This is a genomic window from Pseudodesulfovibrio sp. 7M6, assembly GCF_050058625.1.
Classification (GTDB): domain Bacteria; phylum Desulfobacterota; class Desulfovibrionia; order Desulfovibrionales; family Desulfovibrionaceae; genus Pseudodesulfovibrio; species Pseudodesulfovibrio salinus.
This window is the reverse complement of sequence record NZ_CP188816.1, coordinates 2,391,183-2,407,869: the sequence shown is the minus strand read 5'-3', so window position 1 is coordinate 2,407,869 and position 16,687 is coordinate 2,391,183. Positions and strand designations below refer to the sequence as shown.

The following is a 16,687-nucleotide window of genomic DNA, read 5'->3' as shown; positions in this document are numbered from 1 at the left end:
TGCCATAAATTACAATACTGTATGTGGATAAATACAAAAATGTGTATTCAGTCTACAAAAACGAAGATCGCGGAGAGTAAGACTGTATGCCCGGCAGTCCGTGTCTCTTTTGTTTCCGTATGCATAGTGCTACTTCGCGCATAAGCAAGGAGAAAACAGGTGGACACTATTGATTGGAATGATTTCGAGAAGGTGGAATTGCGCGTGGGCACGGTGGTCCGTGTGGAACCGTTCCCCGAGGCCCGTCGCCCCGCCTACAAGCTCTGGGTGGATTTCGGTTCGGAGGTGGGCGAGCGCAAATCGAGCGCCCAGATAACGGATTTGTATGCCATGGACGAACTGGTCGGCAAACAGGTGGTGGCCGTGGTCAACTTTCCGCCCAAGCAGATAGGGCCGATGCGTTCGGAGTGCCTTGTCTGCGGGTTTTACCGCGAGGACGGCGTGGTCCTGGCCGTGCCTGACAAGCCGGTGCCCAACGGCCTCAAGCTGGGATAAGGGCTATTCGAATGTGATCTCGGCCGCAGGCAGGACGGTGCAAAAGCGGCGGTGGAGTACGTCGTTATGCAACGCGATGATGGTCCGGGCCGAGGCCATGGGCTTGTCGTAGGTGGAGTGGCCGTCGGCCGCCAGCACGGATTCGTAGCCGTGGGCCAGGGCGCTGCGCACTGTGGTGTCCATACATACCTCGGTTTGCAGGCCGCAGAATACGAGCTTTTTTGCGTCGAGCTTTTTCAGGATGGCATCCAGCTCCGTATTGAAAAAGGCGTCATAGGAATATTTGAGCGATGTGGCATCTCCCGGCTGCGGCGCAATGTCCGCCCGGACCTGCCAGTTGTGTGTTCCCTTTTCAAAGGGGCTGCCGATGCCTTCGGTGGTGTGTTGGATGTAGACCACGGGAACGCCTGCGCCGCGCGCCGAGTCGATCAGACTTTTCATAACAGCCAACACCTCGTCCTTGCGATAAAGGTCGTAGCCGGGTTCCTCGAACATGATATTTTGCACGTCAACGACGACAAGTGCGGTCTTGGCCAAGTTTTTTCTCCCTAGGATTGTTTCAGCCCCATGCCGGGCAGCATTTCCCGGCCGGTCAGGGTGGTCTCGTAGCCGCCCTGGGCCACGATCTTTTGTTGCAGTTCATCCGTTCGGATCAATTCGAGCAGGGTGGTGATGCGCGCATCGTCCAGATACTGCTTTGGGATGACCAGATCGTAGCGTTCATGGGCGAGGGGGACGAAGTCCAGGCCCAGCGCCTTGGCCGCCGCATAGATGCCGAGGCCGCAGTCCGTTGCGCCGGTCAGCACGTTGACGGCCACGGCCATGTGCGTGAATTCCTCGTTGTCGTAGCCTGCAACGGCGGTGGGCGCGATGCCCGCAGCCTTGAGGTGGTAGTCCAGCAGGATGCGCGTGCCCGCACCGCGCTGGCGGTTGATGAAGGTCACGTCCTCGCGGGCCAGATCCTCCACGCCTTTGATGCCCTTGGGATTGCCCTTGGCCACGATAAGCCCCTGGTGCCGGATGGCCAGATTGATGACGGCAACCGGCACTCCTTCCAGATATTTTTCAATGAATGGAAAGTTGAAATCCCGGGTATCCGGGTCAAAGAGGTGTGCTCCGGCAAACAGGGCGGAACCCGCCTTGAGCGCGGTCAGGCCGCCCATGGACCCGGCGTGGCTGGAGACCAGCCGGAGCGGTTCGGGCAGTCCCATGAGTTCGTTGGCCAGCAGGTCGAGCGTGTTGTCGTGGCTGCCCACGTGAACGAGCACGTTGTCCAGCTCGGAGCGGGGCACCAGCAGTTCGGCGTTCAGCGTCTCGCCCGCTTCCGCACCCTCGGCGTTTTCCGGGATGTAGGCCACGGCCTGGGCCTTGGTCATGGTGGTGATCATGCCCGCGCCGCGAGCCAGGGGCGCACCTACGATGCGGTCGCCGATGCGTCCGGCGGCCAGCCGGATGGCCTCTCGCATTCCGGGGCGGGAGGGCGTCTTGCGCGCCAGAGTGATCTCGGCCGTGGCCGGTTCGTGCGGGGCGGCGTGGCCCAGCCAGGCCACCAGCGGTCCGAGAATCTTTTCATGGCAGACCACGGCGGAAACCGGATAGCCAGGCGCGCCCACCAGCAATCGGCCGGGGTGGCCGCTGCGTTCGTCGGTCACGGCCAGCAGGGTCGGCTTGCCCGGCATGACGGAGATGCCGTGAACCAGCACCTTGCCGATGGATTCGAATACCTTGCGCGAGTAATCCTTGCTCCCCGCGCTGGAGCCGGCGCCAACCACCACGGCATGGCAGCCGTCGTTCAGCGCGCCGAGCACGGCCTCGCGCAGGGTGGCCTCGTCGTCCTTTACCGGGGCGGACCAGTCCGCCTCCGCGTTCCAGGTTCCGGCATAGGCCATGAACACCTGCGAGTTGGACTCGATGACCTGCCCGGCACCGGGGGCGGGGTGATCCAGAAAATTCAAGACTTCGTCGCCCGTGGGCAGAAAACGGGTGCGCACACGTTGGTGCACCTCGATTTCATAAATGCCTGCCGAGAGCAGGGCGCCGATGTCGCACGGGGCGAGCAGCCTGTTTTGCGGAATGAGCAGTTCCGTAGCCACGATATCTTCGCCGATGCGGCGGACGTGCTGCCAGGGGAAGGCGGGTTTTTCGATCTCCACCGTGTCCGAGTCCTTCTGGTTCACGTCCTCTATCATGACGACCGCGTTCATGCCCTCGGGTAGCGGGTTGCCGGTATTGACGAAGATGAATCCAGTACCGTGGACCAGGGAAACGGGCGCGTCCTCGCGGGCAAGAAAGGTGGATTCGGCCCGGACCGCGATGCCGTCCATGGCCGCCGAATGAAAGGTGGGTGACGAATACCGGGCAATGACCGGCCCGGCCGTTACCCGGCCAGCGGCTTCATGAGTGGGGATGGTCTCCACGCCTATCAACCCGTTCCGGTCCAGGGCTTCCTTGGCCCGGGCTACGGCCGCTTCCGGTGCAATGGTTTTCAGGTAGATGTTTCTGGAACTCATGGTTTCCATCCTTATATATAGATGCATTTCCGATGCGGCACGGCGACTCGCATAAATCGCCCTGAAAGAAAAGCGGGGAGGGGTGCCCTGGCGGGATGCCCCTCCCCGTTGTGGTCCTGTTTGGGGAAGACGGCTATTCGTATTGGAATTGGCCGTCCTTGTAGATGACCAGTTCTTCGCCTCCCTTCAGGGTAGCGGTGACGGTCTTGCGCTCTGTATTGACCAGATCCCAATGCAGGGCGGAGTCGTTGAAGCCAAGAGCCTCTTTCTTGGCCGCATCCAGGGTGGACTGGTCGCCCGCATAGGTGTCGGCGTAGGACGCGCCCACGGCCACGTGGCAGTTGCCCTGGTCCCCGCCGAAGTTCTCGTCGAACAGGGTGTTGGCCATAAAGGCGCTGATCTTGGAGAAGCGGCGGTCGGTCAGGGAGAACTCGCCCAGCCGGTTGGCCCCTTCGTCCAGGGTGAGCTGCTTGGCCACGAACTCGCCGCCGGTCTTGGCCTCGGTCTTGACGGCCACGCCTTTCTCAAAGGTCAGGCGCACGCCCTCCACAAAGTTGCCGGAGCGGAAGGAAGGCTGGTCCGCATAGTAGACGCCCTCTGTGCCGCGCCAGTCCGGGGAGAGGAATATCTCGAAGGACGGGATGTTGTGGCCGGAAACGCCGAGCCAGCGGCGTTCTTCGCCCGGCACCACGATGAGGTCCGTGTTCTCGGTCTGGACCCGCAGATGCTCGATGGCGAGGGCGTTGAGCCATGACTTGACCTTCTCCGCCTCGTCGAAGATTTCCGCCCATTTGGCAGGCGGGTCCTCGTGGTCCAGAAAGCAGGCGCGGGAGACCTGGGCCTTGAAGTCGTCCATGGAGAGCCCGGCCGCTTCGGCCATGGCCACCGTGGGATAGAGGCAGAGGGTCCAGCCGAACTCGCCGGTCTGTTCCCGCTTGTCCATGATGTCGCGCATGAACTTGCGGGCAACGGCGGCGGTGCCTATGCGGCGCGGGTCCACCTGCTGAAGGTGGGTCAGCGAAGCCGGGGCTATGAGCGAGATCAGCCCGGACAGGCCGCCCACGAATTCGTGTTCGCCCGCGGCCACGGCCTTGAGCTGGTCATCATTGCTCTTGCCGTAAAAGGAAAGCTCCATGTTGGAGGTCAGGTTCTGGCGCGGGATGGCGTTGATCCCCTTTTCCACCAACATATCGTAGACGGCCTCGGCCAGGGGCAGGGCTTCCGCATCAAAGCGAAGCAGCACAAAGTCGCCGGGAGCATAGGGCTTGGTGCGGGCAGTGGAAAGGCCCCACCACAGGGTGCGGGCATATTTTTGCAGTTCTTCTTTGTTGAACATGTGGTTCCTTGGTTTTCTACTGGTTGAAATTCGGGATGAAGCGAGGATAAACCACTTGAGTGCCCTTCTCAACCATTGTCTGTATGGATCGTCTTAGGCCCGGAAAAATATCATGGTCGCTTGACACCGGGGGTGCATGATTATATCAGCAAACTCGTGTCCGGCCCAAGAGCCGGTTCAGTCAACTAACCTGTTGCGTCCAAGAAGCCATTGGCCTATATGACGCATGCAATCGGCTCGTGATCAACACGGGCTTCCCAAATCACTTTTCTGGAGGGAAAAATGGGTTACCAAATCACTGTCGATCACAGTAAGTGCACCGGCGACGGCGAATGTGTTGATGTTTGTCCCGTTGAAGTCTACGAGCTTCAGGACGGCAAAGCCGTGCCCGTGAACATGGAAGAATGTCTGGGCTGTGAGTCCTGCGTCGAGGTCTGTGAGTCCGACGCTATCACCGTCGAAGAAGAATAGTTTCAAACGCATTTATATCGAAACGGGAGCAGCGGGCTGGGCCTGTTGCTCCCGTTTTGTATTTTGGGGGAAACCCCTGTTCTCGTTTCCCCGAATTCGGGCTTTTTTTGCCGTGTGTGGTTGACGGTTTCGGTTAGCGACTTTATCTATCCGTGACGTGTCCGGCCCGGAGGGGGACGGCCTATTTTTGAGCAGGACGAGGAGTGAGAAACGTAATGGCGCTTGATTTCACGGAATATTTCAAACGGTATGAGGCCATTGTCGCCGAGGTGAACGCCCTCTTTGCCAAGTTCGAGGCGGAGATGCCCGACAAGGTAAAGTGTGGCAAAGGGTGTTCGGACTGTTGCAATGCACTGTTCGACATCACTTTGGTGGAGGCCATTTACTTAAACAAGCAGTTCAACGAGAAGTTCTCCGGCATTGAGCGCAGTGAGATACTGACGCGGGCCGACAAGGCAGACCGCCTGATCCACAAGCTCAAGCGCAAGGTGTACAAGGCCTCCCGCGAAGGTGTTCCGGCAACGGAAGTGCTGCGCGAGGTGGCCAAGGCACGTGTCCGATGTCCTCTGCTGGGCGATGACGATCTTTGCGCCCTGTATGAGAACCGTCCCATCACCTGCCGCCTCTATGGCGTGCCCACCTCCATCGGCGGAGAGGCACACACCTGCAATCTTTCCGGTTTCAAGGGCGGGGAAAAGTACCCCACCGTAAATATGGATATCGTCCTCGACAGGCTCATCGCTCTCGGCAAGGACCTGCAAAAGGGCATCGGCAGCCGGTTCAGCGACCTGGGCAACATGCTGCTGCCCGTCTCCATGGCCCTGGTGAGCGACTACTCCGAGGAATACCTGGGGGTGAAAGGCGCGGAACCGGCCAAGCCCAAGAAGGCGGCCCAGACCGGGACTACCTTTACGGGCAGTAAGGCGGCACAGCCCAAGGCCGAAAAAGCCGAAGCTCCCGTCGCCAAAAAAGCGGAGGCGGCGAAGAAGAAGGGCGAAGCCTGCGCTTCCTGCACGGCGGGAGAATCCGCCTGCTCCACCTGCGATCTCAAGACCATTACCTTGGGCGGAGGAAAATAGGCCGTGACCGATTTCATCAACTACGAAAGTCTGACCGACGAGGAAATCGCCGACCGCAAACGGTACATGTACGAAAAGATGTCGCCCCGGCGGCGGAAGTTCGTGGACCGTCTGGGGTATGAGGCGTGGGACCCGTTTGCGGCCCCGTTCGACCCCATCGACATCCGGACCGACCGTACCGGCTTCACCTCGCATCAGCTGACGCAGCTGTATCTTTCGGACAGTGGCAAGACCATCAATCAGGAGTACATCGACGCGATCAACGAGTTCAACGTCTCGCTGGTCATGAACTTCGAAAAGGTCCGTCCGATATTCGAATACTGCCTTTGGTACGCCGATCATTTGAAAAAACACGGCATTGAGCCGTAAAGCCCGAAGGAAACGACACCATGGAACAGTTTGACAACGTCAACGATTATATCGACGACCTCAAATCCCATCTGCGGGACAACCCCCAGTGCGGCAACACCCATTACAATCTGGGTGTGGCCTACCTCTCCCGTCGCGACTTCATGGAAGCCGAAACCGAGTTTCTGGAAGCCGTGGCCAACTCTCCGAAGATGGCCGAGGCCTATGTGCAGCTCGGCGGCATCGCCATGCAGCGCGGGGACATGGAAGGGTGCATGAACTACAACGTGCAGGCCACGCAGCAGCGTCCTTTCTTTGCCGTGCCCTGGGGCAACATCGGTTTTGCCCAGTTGCAGCTGGGTGAGGTGGACAAGGCGCATCAGGCCCTGAAGAAGGCCATCAAGCTCGACCCCAACTTCGTACAGGCCAAGGCGACCATGAGCAGCGTGCTCATCAATATGGGCGAATACGAGGAAGCGGACAAACTGCTCAAGGAAATCCTGGAAAAGCATCCCGAGTTTGGCCCGGCCTGGAACAACAAGGCGATAATCGACGCCCACAACGAACAGTGGGAAGATGCCAAGGTCTGCATTGCCAAGGCCGAGGAATTCGGCTTTGAGGTGCCCGAGGAGTTCAAGCAGGAAGTGCTGTCCAAATAGCATGTTCCTGTTGCCTCGGCCGCAACGGTGATTATATTATGGGGAGCTGCCTGTGGGCGGTTCCCCTTTTTTTGGGGGGACCGACCCGCGTTCACTCGCTACCGCAGGAGGAACCATGCCTCGTTTCCGCCAGATAAAGACCGACCTCCGCGCCATTCTCGCTTCCGACGACTGGCAGGCACGCCTTACCGAACTCGATCAATGGGCGCCGGGTGCGTTGGTGCCGCCGTTGCTCAATTTGCGCCTGGACCGTGACGAGCTTGTTCGCTGGCGTTCCGTCACCGCGTTCGGCCTGACGGCGGCCCGGCTGGCCGATGCCACCATGGAAAAGGCGCGCGTGCTGATGCGCACCTGCATGTGGTATATGAATGAAGAGTCCGGCAATCTCGGCTGGGGCATCCCGCACTTCATGGCCGAGGCCATGGTGCAGCATGAAAGAATTGCCAAGGAATATCAAAAGATTCTCGCCTCCTACATTTTTTGCGACGAGGCGTGCGATGGTAACTATCTGGACCATCCGGAGCTGCGGCGCGACGTGTTCTGGGGGCTGGCCCGTCTGGCCGAGGTCCGGCCGGAGCTGGTGGCACACAGCGAACGGTTCCTCATAACGGCCCTGGATGAAAAGGACCCGTACAACCGGGCCTATGCGGCCTGGGCCTTGGGTAACCTCGGCGCCGGGGGGGCGAAGGACGCCCTGAAGCACCTCCTGGACGATGAACGGGAAATCCGTACCTTCCGCGACGGCAAGCTGCTGGACACCACCGTGGCCGCGCTGGCCCGGGAAGCGACTGAAAAGCTCGGCTAGTTTTTCTTGATGCTTGTTGTTTGTGTGGTCGCGATATGTAATACTTTAGGTAATTAGTTGGGTTGTTGGGATTATATGAAATGGCTGATGTGTAGTCAGTCTTTAATGAAACTAATACATTGAGAGGGCCCCGTGAGCGTCCCGCCAGCTTTCACTCCTGCTCAAAAACGTCGTTTCGCAGGTTTAAGAAAACAACTCATTGCAGCCTGTCAAGTGCTTGATGTTGAGAGCGGCAAGATTATAGCACGTGATCTCAAGGGATTACTCCTTCCGACTGGGCATCAAATAAAATACTATGAAATGTTGATGCATCTTTGTGAAGCTTTGATAAATAAGGAAGAGTTTGCAACTGCAACTGGATTTCTTGATGTCATTGTAACTAATACAAATAAAAGCACAAAATTGTATCAAGAAGCTAATGTGTTACTTGGAATTTGTAAAATACATAATGTAAACTTAGATGAAGCTGAAATTTGTATTAATAGAGCATTTTCTTCGAAAGCAATTAAAAACACTGAAGCTAGAGAGATATTTTTAAAAAATGTGACAGAGCGTCTTGAAGAGGAAGCTTTGTTGACTGCCTTTACATCGAAAAAGAATAATATTTCATCCGATCAAATATTGGAAGAAGTCCAATATAATTGCATAAATAATACTAGTGAGCTAGATTTAATTGAGAAAACTGGAAGAGCTGTTCCCAATAGTGCTATAGATTTTATGACCAATGTAAATAGGATGGCAAAGCGGCAATTAGATTATCAAGAGAGACTAATGCTTCCTCCTCCACCGGGTAGTAAAGAATATATCAAAATTGGTAAAAGAGTGCTTGGGATTCTGTCGCGGAAGGTCGGACCATATATATGTGCGCCTAATTGCAAATTCCAGCGGACTGTGAAAACTTTTGAAAAGCCCGAGTGTATTGTTTCATTTGTGGTTGCAGAACTAAGCAGTCAAGGAATAGGCGCTACCTGTCTTGTTTGCCTTTCAACCATAATCGTTAGGAGTGGGCTTAAGGCCTTTTGTTCCAAATGGAATTTAAGTGGCATAATGCGGAATAGATATAAAAAGTTGTAACTGATCCTGATTCCGCTAGCCATGCAGGGGATAGAAACAGATCCTTTTGATGGGTGAAAACGATATTCCCGTCGGGATGTCTTGTAGAATGTTGTGTAAAGTGGTTCGGTAATTTGAGGGAAGAAGAAAAAAATGCAAAAATTGAAATGTTACGCTTGACAACGGAAGGGTCTGTCGATAGATATTGCCTCCGCTTCTGACAATGAAGGCGCGTAGCTCAGGGGGAGAGCATTTGCTTGACGTGCAAAGGGTCGTGGGTTCAAATCCCTCCGCGCCTACCAGAAAATCCCCGAAAGGGAGGCCTTGTGCCTCCCTTTCATTGTTTTGAAGGTACAGCTTCACGAGATCCGGCAGAGCCGGACAGAAGGAGAAGAAACGTGCAGATCGAAGTTTCCGGCAAGTCGGTTGAATTGGCCGAAGGTGCATCCTGCGCCGAAGCCCTTCATGAAGGGCTGTCCAAGAAACAGTTCAAGCAGGTCGTGGTCGCCAAGTGCGGCGAGACTCTTCTTGATCTGACCGCAACCATCCCCGCCGGCTGCACTACTCTCGAGCCCGTCTTCGCAGACAGCGAAGAGGGGCTTACCGTCATCCGCCACTCCACCGCCCACCTCATGGCCGAGGCCGTGAAGAAGCTGTTCCCCACCGCCAAGGTGACCATCGGCCCCTCCATCAAGGACGGGTTCTACTACGATTTCGATTTCGAGCGCCCCTTCACTCCCGAAGACCTCGAAGCCATCGAAAAAGAGATGCTCTCCATGGTCGGCGCGGACCAGCCGTTTTCCTGCCAATCCATGAGCGCGGATGAAGCCCGTAAATTTTTTGCCGACAAGGGTGAGGACTACAAGGTCGAACTTGTCAACGACCTGGGTGCCGATACCTATACCATCTATACCAACGGCGATTTCGTGGACCTGTGCCGCGGACCGCACGTGGCGCGGACCGGTATGCTCAAGGCCTTCAAGCTGCTTTCCGTTGCCGGAGCCTACTGGCGCGGCGATGAAAAGAACAAGCAGCTCCAGCGCATCTACGGCACTGCCTGGCAGGACCCCAAGGCGCTGAAGAAGCACCTGACCCGTCTGGAAGAGGCCAAGAAGCGCGATCACCGCAAGCTGGGCAACCAGCTCGATCTCTTCTCCTTCAGCGAGGAGATCGGTCCCGGTATGCCGCTGTGGCACCCGCGCGGTATGCTGCTGCGGGCTATTCTGGAAGATTTCGAGCGCAAGGAGCACCTCAAGCGCGGATACGATCTGGTCCAGGGACCGATCATCCTCAAGCGCGAGTTGTGGGAACGCTCCGGCCACTACGACAACTACCGTGAAAACATGTACTTCACGGAGATCGATGACCAGGCCTACGGCATCAAGCCCATGAACTGCCTGGCCCACATGGTCATCTACAAGCGAAAGATCATGAGCTACCGCGATCTGCCCCAGCGCTATTTTGAGCTGGGCGTGGTCCACCGCCACGAAAAGTCCGGCGTGCTCCATGGTCTGATGCGCGTGCGCACCTTTACTCAGGATGATGCCCACCTCATCTGCCGCCCGGATCAGATCGAGTCTGAGATTCTGAATCTGATGAAGTTTTATGGCGATGTCTATTCCCTGTTCGGGTTCGACTACGATGTGGAACTCTCCACGCGTCCGGAGAAGTCCATCGGTTCCGATCACGACTGGGAAGTGGCCACCGAATCCCTGCGCCAGGCGCTGGATAAGTCCGGTATGGCCTACAAAATCAATGAGGGCGACGGCGCTTTCTACGGTCCCAAGATCGATTTCCACCTGACTGATTCCATCGGCCGCAGCTGGCAGTGCGGAACCATTCAGGTCGATTTCACCTTGCCAGAGCGCTTCGACATAGTATATGTGGGCGATGACGGTGAACGGCACAGGCCGGTTATGATTCATCGCGCCATGCTTGGCTCCATCGAACGCTTCATCGGCGTCTTGACGGAGCATTGTGCTGGCGCGTATCCTGCTTGGCTCGCCCCCGTCCAGGCACGGATCATGAACGTGACTGATGCTCAGAGAGAATTTGTTGAGAAAGTCCAGGCGGTTCTCAAGGGGGAAGGGATTCGCGTAGAAGCGGATCTCCGCAACGAGAAGCTGGGCTTTAAGGTACGGGAAGCTCAAGTCGAGAAGATCCCGTATATGTTGGTAGTCGGTGACAAAGAGGTAGAGGCCGGGTGCGTGAATATCCGCGCTCGCGATGGCGAGGATCCCGGCATGTTGACAGTGGAGGAAGCTGTGCAGCTGATTAAGGAATCAGCCATGGCTCCTTTTAAAGCAGGAGGTATGAGCTATAGCTTTTCGGGGTAAATATCGCCGCGACCAGAAGAGGGAAGACACGGTCCGGCGTAACGAAAGGATTCGCATCCCCAAGGTGCGCGTTGTGGACGAGGATGGCGAGCAATTGGGCGTGTTGGATACTCGCGATGCCTTGGATCGCGCTCGTGGGCGTGGACTCGATCTCGTTGAGGTTGCACCCAATGCCGATCCGCCGGTCTGCAAGATCATGGATTATGGAAAGTTCAAGTTCCAGCAGCAGAAGAAGTTGCAGGAAGCCAAAAAGAAACAGACCGTAATCAAGATCAAGGAAGTTAAGTTCCGGCCGAAGACCGACGAGCACGACTACCAGACCAAGCTCAAGAAGATAGTAAAATTTCTGGAAGGTGGGGATCGCTGCAAGGTGACCATCTTCTTCCGGGGACGCGAGATCGTCCACAAGGACCGCGGCTTGCTAGTGCTTGACCGCGTTGTGGAGGATACGCAGGACTTGGCGAAAGTCGAGAGCAGGCCCGTGGCCGAGGGACGGACCATGACCATGATGCTTGCTCCCGGTAAAAAATAGTCAGTAAACTGACCGGGAAATATCCCGTAATCAAGGAGCCTATATGCCCAAGATCAAGACCAGGCGCGCTGCTGCCAAGCGGTTTTCCAAGACTGCTTCCGGCAAGTTCAAGCGCCGCAGAAAGAACCTCCGGCACATTCTGACCAAGAAGAATGCCAAGAGGAAGCGCCGCCTTGGCCAGTCCACCACTGTGGACGGTGCCAACTTGAAGGCCGTGCGTCGTCAGCTGCCCAACGGTTAATTGGTCTGATATACGCCCGCCGACAGCGTTCAAGCGGGGCAACCGCCCCCACGCCTGCCCGGTCGGCATCAGTTCAAGGTCCGTGGATCGAAAACAACCTTAAAGCAATCTGCCTCGTCGGGGGAGTCCGTCCAGCCCGGGAGGTATAAATGATGGAGATAGTACCATGCGTGTAAAACGTGGTCTTGCCGCAAAGCGGCGTCACAAGAAGTATTTGAAGATGGCCAAGGGGTACCGTGGTGCTGGCAGCCGCCTGTACCGTACCGCCCGTGAGCGGGTTGAAAAGGCCCTGTGCCATGCCTACAAGGACCGCAAGCGCAAGAAACGCGAGTTCAGGAAACTCTGGATCGTGCGTATCAACGCCGCCGCCCGAATCAACGGACTGTCCTACAGCCGTCTGATGAACGGACTCAAGCTGGCCGGCATTGATCTTAACCGCAAGGTCCTCGCCGATATGGCGGTTCGCGATCCCCAAGTGTTCGCAAAGATCGCCGAGGCAGCTAAAGCCAAGGTAAACTAACCGTGAATGACGCACTTAAGTCCTTCCTGGAAGGACTCGACGGCCTGGCCCAGGATTGCGAATCTCGCAGGGGCCAGGCCTGTTCGTTAAAGGAACTGGAGGAACTCCGCATCGAGTTCCTGGGCCGCAAGGGCAAGTTGGCCAAGGCCATGGGCGCCCTGGGCGCTCTGGATAACGCCGACAAGCCCGAGGGCGGCAAGAAGGCCAATGAGATCAAGCAGCAGATTACTGCGCTGATGGATCTCATGGAGGCCGAACTGACCGCTGCCGAAACAGGCCGCGCCCTGAGCCGGTTCGATCCCACCATGCCCGGGCGCAAGCCCTGGGCCGGATCGCTGCATCCCGTGACCCTGGTCATGCAGGAGATTACCTCCGTGCTGGCCGGGCTTGGTTTCGAGTATGTCGCCGGTCCCGAGGTGGAGAACGACTGGCACAACTTCGAGGCCCTGAACATCCCGCCCGAGCATCCCGCCCGCGACATGCAGGATACCCTGTACGTCTCGGACAAGATCGTGCTGCGGACCCATACCTCCGGGATGCAGGTCCGCTCCATGCTCAAGAAGCAGCCGCCCATCGCGGTCATTGCTCCGGGCAAGGTCTACCGTCGCGATTCCGACCTGACCCACACCCCCATGTTTCACCAGATTGAGGGACTGCTTGTGGACAAGAACGTGTCCATGGGCGACCTGCGCGGCACGCTGACCGTGTTTGTCCGCCAGGTGTTCGGTGCCGCGACCGATGTCCGGTTCCGTCCCAGCTTCTTTCCCTTTACCGAGCCCAGCGCCGAGGTCGATATCTCCTGCGTGATGTGCGGCGGCAAGGGACACATGAAGGACGGCTCTCCCTGCCGCGTGTGCAAGGGGACCGGCTGGGTCGAGATTCTGGGCTGCGGCATGGTGGATCCCAATGTCTTCAAGTCCGTGGGATACGATCCGGAGCTCTACACCGGTTTTGCCTTCGGGCTGGGCATTGAGCGTGTGGCCATGCTGAAGTACGGCATCGGCGACCTGCGCATGTTCTTCGAAAACGACGTCCGTTTCCTGGAACAATTCGCCTAGACGCGTGCAGTGGGGAAGTACGGTTTATCCGTCTTTCCCCGCCCTTTTTTTATTGAATTGAGTTCTTTACGATAACACAGATCACATCTCCGCCGTTCCCGTGCGCCTGGCGCAGCTAGTAGGCTTGGGAAAGGAGAGGGGATGGGGTCCGGGGAATTGGCGGGCGGCACATTCTCTCAAGAGGTGCCCTTTCTCCCCTTTTCCCCGGCCGCCGGAGGCATCTCATGCTTGTCAGCTTGAATTGGTTGCGCGAGTTCGTCCCCTATGAGGGGGAAGTTCAGGCGCTTGGCGACAAACTTACCATGCTCGGACTCGAACTGGAGGGCATCACCGATCCGTTCGAACCGGTCAAGGACATCGTGATCGGCCGCGTGCTGGAGTGCGAAGAGCACCCCGAATCCGACCACCTGCACGTCTGCACCGTGGACGTGGGCGGTCCGGAAACGCTGACCATCGTCTGCGGCGCGCCCAATGTGGCCAAGGGACAGACCGTGCCCGTGGCCACTGTCGGCACCACCATGCCCGAAGGGCTGGTTATCAAGAAGGCCAAGCTGCGCGGCGTCAAGTCTTTTGGCATGATCTGCTCCGAGCGTGAACTGGGTTTTTCCGACGATCACGACGGCATCTGGGTCCTGGATGATTCCCTCAAGGTCGGCGACAAGCTGGTCGATGCCCTTGGCCTGGAGCGCGTGGTCTTTGATTTCGACATCACGCCCAACCGTGCCGACTGCCTCTCCATCCTCGGTTTTGCCCGTGAGACCGCCCTCGCGTTCGATCTGCCCCTGACTTTGCCGAAGTTGAATCTGGTGGAAGCCGGTGGCGACGTAAACAGCGAGATCACCCTCAAGATCGACGATCCCAATCTCTGTCCGCTCTACAATGCGCGCATTATTCGCGATGTGACGGCCAGGAAGGGCCCGGACTGGATGCGGTTCAAGCTGCTTGCCCTTGGCCAGCGCCCCATTTCCAACATTGTAGACTGCACCAACTACATCATGTTCGAGTTGGGGCAGCCGCTGCACTCTTTTGACTACGACCTGATCGCGGGGCAGACCATCCGTGTGGCCCCGGCCAGCGACGGCATGAAGTTCACCACGCTGGACGGCATGGAGCGCACCCTGACCGCTGCCGACCTGCTCATCTGGGACGGCGAAAAGCCCGTCGGACTGGCTGGCGTCATGGGCGGCCTGAACTCCGAAATGACTGCCGATGCGAAGAACGTCCTGTTGGAAGCAGCCGTGTTTCGGCCCGGCACCATCCGCAAGACCGCTCGTCGGTTGTCCCTGCCTTCCGATGCCTCCTACCGCTTCGAGCGTGGTGTGGACCAGGTGATGAACCGCTACTGCATCGACCGTGCGGCACAGCTGATGGCCGAGACTTCCGGCGGCAAGGTCGTCTCCGGCGTGGCTTCCAATGAGCCCCGCCCCTGGAAGGATCGGGTTCTCGGCTATCGGCATGACCGCTGTATGCGGTTGCTCGGCCTGGATCTGGAAAAGGATTTCGCCAAGCGGGTATTCGAGGGCGAGGGTTGCACCGTGGATGATTCCAACACGGATAACTGGACCGTTACTTCTCCGTCCCATCGGCTCGACCTGGAGCGCGAGGTTGACCTCTACGAAGAAGTGGGCCGAGTTTATGGCCTGGACCGCATCCCGGCCGTGCTGCCCACCGTCTCCAAAGCTCTGGAAGGAGGCGTGGCCGACAGCGAGTACGGCTTCATCCGCTCCATCAAGCTGTGGGGTGCCGGTATCGGCCTCAATGAAGCGATCAACTATTCTTTTGTCGGCGATGAAGATTTGAATCGGCTCAACCTCCCGGTTGAGGAACGGGTTCACATCGCCAACCCTTTGAGCGAAGACCAGAACGCCATGCGGACGAATCTGGCTCCCGGCCTGCTCAATACCATGAAGTACAACATGGCCCACGGCAACGGTCATATCCGTGTCTTCGAAGTCGCCAAGCGGTTCTATGCCGACGCTTCTTCGGAAACCGAGACCCGCGAATGCCTGGGGCTCGGCATCCTGCTTACCGGTCCCCGCCATGCGGCGGATTGGCCGTGGGGTACCGAGGACGTTGACTACCTTGATATCAAGGGCCACGTTGAGCACCTCCTGCGCAATCATCTCAAGCTTGCCGAGCCGGAATTCGCGCTGGCCGAGGAACATGCCTTCCTTGAACCGTGCGTGGAAGTCCGTGTGGACGGCACCCTGGTGGGGTTGATCGGCAAGGTCAAAAATGACGTGGCCGATTTCTACCACGCTCGCAAGGATGTCTGGCTTGCCGAGATGGACCTGGATGCACTGAAGGCCATGGCCGAGGCGAACGCCATCACCTTTGCGCCACTGCCGGTGTTTCCGCCCAGCCGTCGCGATGTGACGGTCATCGGCCCGGCCACCCTTACGGCCGCTGCCATCCGCAAGGTCATCGAGGAAGCCGGAGTGAGCATCCTGGAATCCGTGGAACTCGTGGCCGAGTATGTGCCTGAGGGCCAGGAAGAGGAACGCAATCTGTCCTACCGACTGACCTACCGTTCGCCCACCAAGACTTTGAAGGACAAGCAAGTGGATAAGGAGCACCAGAAGGTGCTGGAAGCCCTGCAATCCAAGCTGCCTGTCCACTTCTAGGCGGCAAGAGCAATGTAAAGATAAAGCCCGCTTCCAAAGAAGCGGGCTTTTTTATTTTGAAAAGAGAAGTGGTAACGCTATTTCTTGCCCTTTGATTTTTTGTCCTTGGATTTGCTCTTGCTTTTTTCCTTGGACGAGTTCTTTTCCTGCTTGCGCGCGTTCTTGTCGGCTTTTCGTTCTTTTTTATCCTCGTTACGCTCGTACTCGCGCACGTCCATTTTCTGCTCGCGCTCTTTCTTGTCCATCTCGCGTTGATTTTCGCGTTCTTCTTTGAGCTGTTCTCGTTTTCCCCTATCCGTTTCGCGCTGCTGTTCCCGTTCTTCCTTGGCCTGCTGGCGCTGTTCGGCCGCTTCCTGTTTCTTGCGTTCCTTCTCCGCCGACTTGTCGTTTTTAGCAAAGGCCTGGACAACGGAACCGGCAAAGAAGGGCAAACAGAACAGTGTCTTGAGGGCAAACCTTCTGTTGATCGACATTACATATCCTCCTGTTGGTCGTCATAAAGCTATGAAATGGCTTTTTATGCATTAATATTATTAATACGAATGGAGATCTTAAAAAGACACAAAATTTCATAATCGGGTGAAATTTTATTCAAGGCGCTGCAACCTGAAGATATGGTG

At 57.3% G+C, this 16,687-nt stretch carries 17 protein-coding genes and 1 tRNA gene; 14 read left to right on the top strand and 4 right to left on the bottom strand.

The features are described from left to right. Positions 1-159: 159 nt before the first annotated feature. Positions 160-495: a tRNA-binding protein gene (locus tag ACI0FG_RS11495; protein ID WP_419785139.1), complete on the top strand. Its 336-nt coding sequence runs from the start codon at positions 160-162 to the stop codon at positions 493-495. A 3-nt stretch (positions 496-498) separates the two neighbouring features. Here ACI0FG_RS11495 and ACI0FG_RS11490 read toward each other — a convergent pair whose 3' ends face one another. The 3 genes from ACI0FG_RS11490 to ACI0FG_RS11480 all read right to left on the bottom strand — a co-directional run bounded on the left by ACI0FG_RS11490 (position 499) and on the right by ACI0FG_RS11480 (position 4,341). Beyond that, positions 499-1,032, bottom strand: coding sequence for a cysteine hydrolase family protein (locus tag ACI0FG_RS11490; RefSeq protein WP_419785138.1), 534 nt, complete (start codon positions 1,030-1,032; stop codon positions 499-501). Positions 1,033-1,043: 11 nt separating this feature from the next. Further along, on the bottom strand, positions 1,044-3,005 hold the full coding sequence (locus ACI0FG_RS11485; RefSeq protein WP_419785137.1) for a molybdopterin biosynthesis protein: 1,962 nt from the start codon (positions 3,003-3,005) through the stop codon (positions 1,044-1,046). Between the two features lie 133 nt (positions 3,006-3,138). Continuing rightward, positions 3,139-4,341 carry an aminopeptidase gene (locus ACI0FG_RS11480; RefSeq protein WP_419785136.1) on the bottom strand — a complete coding sequence of 401 codons (1,203 nt, stop codon included), beginning with the start codon at positions 4,339-4,341 and terminating at the stop codon, positions 3,139-3,141. A gap of 282 nt (positions 4,342-4,623) precedes the next feature. Here ACI0FG_RS11480 and ACI0FG_RS11475 point away from each other — a divergent pair, with 282 nt between their 5' ends. The 13 genes from ACI0FG_RS11475 to pheT all read left to right on the top strand — a co-directional run bounded on the left by ACI0FG_RS11475 (position 4,624) and on the right by pheT (position 16,067). After that, on the top strand, positions 4,624-4,812 hold the full coding sequence (locus ACI0FG_RS11475; RefSeq protein ID WP_419785135.1) for a ferredoxin: 189 nt from the start codon (positions 4,624-4,626) through the stop codon (positions 4,810-4,812). A gap of 215 nt (positions 4,813-5,027) precedes the next feature. Then, on the top strand, positions 5,028-5,891 hold the full coding sequence (locus tag ACI0FG_RS11470; protein ID WP_419785134.1) for a YkgJ family cysteine cluster protein: 864 nt from the start codon (positions 5,028-5,030) through the stop codon (positions 5,889-5,891). Between the two features lie 3 nt (positions 5,892-5,894). Then, positions 5,895-6,260 carry a hypothetical protein gene (locus tag ACI0FG_RS11465; RefSeq protein ID WP_419785133.1) on the top strand — a complete coding sequence of 122 codons (366 nt, stop codon included), beginning with the start codon at positions 5,895-5,897 and terminating at the stop codon, positions 6,258-6,260. Between the two features lie 20 nt (positions 6,261-6,280). Next, complete coding sequence (locus ACI0FG_RS11460) at positions 6,281-6,898, top strand: tetratricopeptide repeat protein (protein ID WP_419785132.1); 618 nt, start codon at positions 6,281-6,283, stop codon at positions 6,896-6,898. Positions 6,899-7,013: 115 nt separating this feature from the next. Beyond that, positions 7,014-7,703: a DVU0298 family protein gene (locus tag ACI0FG_RS11455; RefSeq protein ID WP_419785131.1), complete on the top strand. Its 690-nt coding sequence runs from the start codon at positions 7,014-7,016 to the stop codon at positions 7,701-7,703. A 132-nt stretch (positions 7,704-7,835) separates the two neighbouring features. Next, complete coding sequence (locus ACI0FG_RS11450; protein WP_419785130.1) at positions 7,836-8,777, top strand: hypothetical protein; 942 nt, start codon at positions 7,836-7,838, stop codon at positions 8,775-8,777. Positions 8,778-8,983: 206 nt separating this feature from the next. Next, positions 8,984-9,058, top strand: a tRNA-Val gene (locus ACI0FG_RS11445). 96 nt (positions 9,059-9,154) lie between these two features. Then, on the top strand, positions 9,155-11,092 hold the full coding sequence (gene thrS / locus ACI0FG_RS11440) for a threonine--tRNA ligase (protein WP_419785129.1): 1,938 nt from the start codon (positions 9,155-9,157) through the stop codon (positions 11,090-11,092). After that, positions 11,076-11,624: a translation initiation factor IF-3 gene (infC, locus tag ACI0FG_RS11435; protein WP_419788386.1), complete on the top strand. Its 549-nt coding sequence runs from the start codon at positions 11,076-11,078 to the stop codon at positions 11,622-11,624. Before thrS ends, infC begins: the two co-directional genes overlap by 17 nt. A gap of 43 nt (positions 11,625-11,667) precedes the next feature. Further along, positions 11,668-11,865, top strand: a complete 198-nt coding sequence (gene rpmI, locus ACI0FG_RS11430; protein WP_419785128.1) for a 50S ribosomal protein L35 — start codon at positions 11,668-11,670, stop codon at positions 11,863-11,865. 166 nt (positions 11,866-12,031) lie between these two features. Beyond that, complete coding sequence (gene rplT, locus ACI0FG_RS11425) at positions 12,032-12,385, top strand: 50S ribosomal protein L20 (protein ID WP_419785127.1); 354 nt, start codon at positions 12,032-12,034, stop codon at positions 12,383-12,385. Positions 12,386-12,387: 2 nt separating this feature from the next. After that, positions 12,388-13,443, top strand: coding sequence for a phenylalanine--tRNA ligase subunit alpha (pheS, locus tag ACI0FG_RS11420; RefSeq protein WP_419785126.1), 1,056 nt, complete (start codon positions 12,388-12,390; stop codon positions 13,441-13,443). Between the two features lie 224 nt (positions 13,444-13,667). Continuing rightward, on the top strand, positions 13,668-16,067 hold the full coding sequence (gene pheT / locus ACI0FG_RS11415) for a phenylalanine--tRNA ligase subunit beta (protein ID WP_419785125.1): 2,400 nt from the start codon (positions 13,668-13,670) through the stop codon (positions 16,065-16,067). 77 nt (positions 16,068-16,144) lie between these two features. Here the strand turns inward: pheT and ACI0FG_RS11410 are convergent, their stop codons facing one another. After that, a complete protein-coding gene (locus tag ACI0FG_RS11410) occupies positions 16,145-16,540 on the bottom strand; it encodes a hypothetical protein (protein WP_419785124.1) in 396 nt (131 codons plus the stop codon). Positions 16,541-16,687 lie beyond the last annotated feature (147 nt).